At 73.8% G+C, this 3,079-nt stretch carries 4 protein-coding genes; 2 read left to right on the top strand and 2 right to left on the bottom strand.

Translation table 11 applies throughout. The features are described 5' to 3' along the window. A partial coding sequence (locus tag DY240_RS08695) for a hypothetical protein (protein ID WP_147375242.1) occupies positions 1 to 333 on the bottom strand: 333 nt, incomplete at its 3' end. Between the two features lie 90 nt (positions 334 to 423). Here DY240_RS08695 and DY240_RS08690 point away from each other — a divergent pair. Both DY240_RS08690 and DY240_RS08685 read left to right on the top strand, forming a co-directional pair. Then, positions 424 to 1,335: a LysR substrate-binding domain-containing protein gene (locus DY240_RS08690; RefSeq protein WP_119659543.1), complete on the top strand. Its 912-nt coding sequence runs from the start codon at positions 424 to 426 to the stop codon at positions 1,333 to 1,335. A 28-nt stretch (positions 1,336 to 1,363) separates the two neighbouring features. Then, the gene (locus DY240_RS08685; RefSeq protein ID WP_147375241.1) at positions 1,364 to 2,122 is read left to right on the top strand and encodes a hypothetical protein; all 759 of its coding nucleotides are present in this window, start codon (positions 1,364 to 1,366) and stop codon (positions 2,120 to 2,122) included. Between the two features lie 563 nt (positions 2,123 to 2,685). On the opposite strand, the gene DY240_RS08680 is transcribed toward DY240_RS08685, so the two are convergent. Next, positions 2,686 to 3,079, bottom strand: a 394-nt coding sequence (locus DY240_RS08680) for an MFS transporter (RefSeq protein ID WP_119659541.1), incomplete at its 5' end; no start/stop codon positions are given.

Raw genomic sequence — 3,079 nt, 5'->3', positions numbered from 1 at the left:
GGGCGCGACCCGTCCGGCCAGCCCGCCGGCCCGGACGGCCAGGCGCAGGTGCGCGGGCAGGAAGGCCGGGACGTCGGCGGCGAGGTCGCGCAGCGCCCGGGCGGCCACCTTCGGGTCCTCGGGCCGGATCACGCCGTCGACGAAGCCGACCGCGAACGGCAGGCCCCGGGGGTCGGCGAGCACCTGCGCGAGCCGCTGGGCGGCGGCGCTCGCGGGCTGCCGGGCGGACTCGTCCAGCCAGCGGCGGACGGTCGCCACCACCTCGTCGGACAGGCTCAGCAGGTCGTCCAGCCCGTCCGCTCGCGCGTCGGTGTCGTTCCAGGTCACGGCCATGTCCACAGTCTGGTCACCCACTGGCGTAAGGTAAAGCGATGTTATCTGACGGATACTCGTCAGATCTCCTTATCTATGGGTGGAGGCCCCGTGCTCGACGTCCGCCGGCTGCGGCTGCTGCGCGAACTCGCCGTCCGCGGCACCATCGCCGATGTCGCTGCGGCCCTGCACCAGAGCCCGTCGTCGGTGTCGCAACAGCTCACGCTGCTGGAGAAGGAGGCCGGCGTGCCGCTGCTGCGCAAGGTCGGCCGGCGGCTGCAGCTCACCCCGCAGGCGGAGATCCTGGTCGAGCACACGGCCGCCGTCCTGCAGCGGCTGGAGGAGGCGGAGTCGGACCTGCGGGCGTCTCTGCAGGAGGCCACCGGCACCGTCCGCATCGCCGTCTTCCAGTCCGCGGCTCTGGCGCTGATGCCCGACCTGCTGCACACCCTGGCCGAGCGGCATCCGCGGCTGCGCGTCACGATGACGCAGCGCGAGCCGGAGACCGCGCTGATGGAGACGTTCGCCCGCGACTTCGACCTGGTGGTCGCCGAGCAGTACCCGAACCACGCGGCGCCGTGGCACCCTGAGCTGGACCGCGTCGGGCTCACCCGCGACGCCATCCGGCTGGCCGTCCCGCCCGGCCCGGAGTGGGCGCACATCACCCGGCTGGCCGACACCGCCGGCCTGCCGTGGGTGGTCGAGCCGCACGGCGCGGCGTCGCGGCACTTCGCCGAGCAGGCCTGCCGGCAGGCCGGGTTCGAGCCGGACGTGCGGTTCGAGACCGCCGACCTGACGGCGCAGATCGAGCTGATCGAGACCGGCAACGCGGTCGCGCTGATCCCCGACCTCATGTGGGCGCGGCGCCCGCCGTCGGTGCGGCTTGTCGACCTCGACGGTGTGCCGCACCGGACGGTGTTCACCGCCGCCCGGCGCTCGATGGCCCAGCGGCCGTCCATCCTCGCCTGCCGCGAGGCGCTCGCCGCCGCCGTCGAGCAGGGGGCCGCCCGCCGTCCGGGATGAAATCCGGCGAATCGGGCACATTCCGTTCATGGCGGGAGTGGTGTCGCGAGGCCGGGTGATCGTGACGGCCGCCGGACCGGGAATGTGGCCGGTGCTCGAGGAATGCGCGCTGCCGTCGTTCCGCCGTTACGCCGCCCGCTGGGGCTTCGACGTGCGCGCCGTGCGGCTGCCCGCCGACGGCACCGCGGCCGACGCGGCGGCGCAGCGGGCCAAATGGGCGAAGATCACGCTGCTGCGGGCCGCGCTGGAACGCTACGACCTGGCCCTGTGGCTCGACGCCGACGTCCTGATCCTGCGCGACGACGAGGACGTCGCCGCCCACCTGCACCCCGACGCCTTCCAGGCGCTGGTGCTGGAGCAGGTGCCGTACGAGCACCGGCTCAACCCCAACACCGGCGTCTGGCTGCTGCGCACCGGGCCGGCGGCGACCGCGCTCCTCGACGCGGTGGAGGCGGCCGGTCCGCAGCCCGGCCCGTGGGCCGACCAGGGCGCCGTTCTGCTGGCGTTGGGCTGGAACCGCGGCGACGAGCGCTACCACTGGGCCCGGCCGGGCCGCGGCACCCCGTTCCTCGAGGGGACCTCCTGGCTGCCGCCCGGCTGGAACCAGCCCTACGTCGCCGGCCGGACCGCCGCGGAGTCCTACAACAGCGCCGCCGCCTCCTACGCCGACCGGCCGACGGTCCCACGGCCGCACGCGCTGCACTTCATGGGCATGACTCCGTCGGCCCGCATACGCCACATGCGCGCCGTCCTGTCCGCCGGTCGCGAACCTGCCGAAGGCGTGTGACCCCGCCTCGGTCTGCGAGCGGGGGCTCCCCGTCCCCCTGCTGCCCCATTCTCTTGCCGCGCAACCGCGCCTCAAGTCCGCCGNCGACGAGGGGCGGACTTGACCCGCGGCTTCGCGGCCAAGAACGGGCAGCTATCAGGGGGACGGGGAGGATGTGGGCACGCCTCGGCCTTGGCGTGCCCGTTTCGCCCGCTTTGTCGGGTTGTGGACAGCGATGATCATCGGCGATCGCCTACATCACGAGGATTGCCTGAGCATCAACACCCCTACAGCCGTGGTGATGCTCAGGTAATCCTCGTGATGGCTCCGGAATCACGGCGAAATCTCACCAGGTGGACGCCCAACGACACCAAACTCACACGCAAACGCGTCGAACGCAGCGGCGCCGTTGCCGCTCTTCCCCCGTCCCCCTGATAGCTGCCCGTTCTGAGCCGCGTGCGCGCGGGTCAAGCGGTCATCGCCGGCGCGAAGCGCCTCCATTGTCCGCTTGAGGCGCGCGTGCGCGGCCAAGAGAATGGGCAGCAGGGGGACGGGTCCAACGCCGCACCCGGGCCAACGCGACGTCATCGCTCAACGGAGCTGGCGAGCCGGCGCTCCCGCCGTGCCGGCAGCAGCGCCGGTACCAGCAGGGCGGCGGCCAGGGCGAAGACCATGGGGTAGCCTGCGCCGGCCGCGACGATCCCGGCGCCGGCGGCGCCCACGGCCATGCCGGCGTCGTAGGCGGCGTTCCAGATGGCGCTGACCGTGCCGTAGCCCTCCGGCCGGACGCGGGCGTACATGAGCGCCAGCGTCGCGTTCTGCAGCACGCCGAACCCGGCGCCGAACACCGCCGCGCCGGCGACGACGGCGGCCGCCGTGCCGGTCAGGCTGACGCCGAGCAGCCCTGCCGCCGCCAGCAGCAGCCCGGGGACCAGCAGCCGGGCCTGGCCGTGCCGGTCGCCGAGCCGGCCGGCCACC

Source organism: Jiangella rhizosphaerae, assembly GCF_003579925.1.
Taxonomy (GTDB): Bacteria; Actinomycetota; Actinomycetes; order Jiangellales; family Jiangellaceae; genus Jiangella; species Jiangella rhizosphaerae.
This window is presented reverse-complemented; position numbering and strand designations above follow the sequence as displayed.

What these genes read in the sequence shown, in the direction of transcription:
- DY240_RS08685 (WP_147375241.1), top strand. Translation starts at nt 1,364, where the DNA reads ATGGCGGGAGTGGTGTCGCGAGGCCGGGTGATCGTGACGGCCGCCGGA.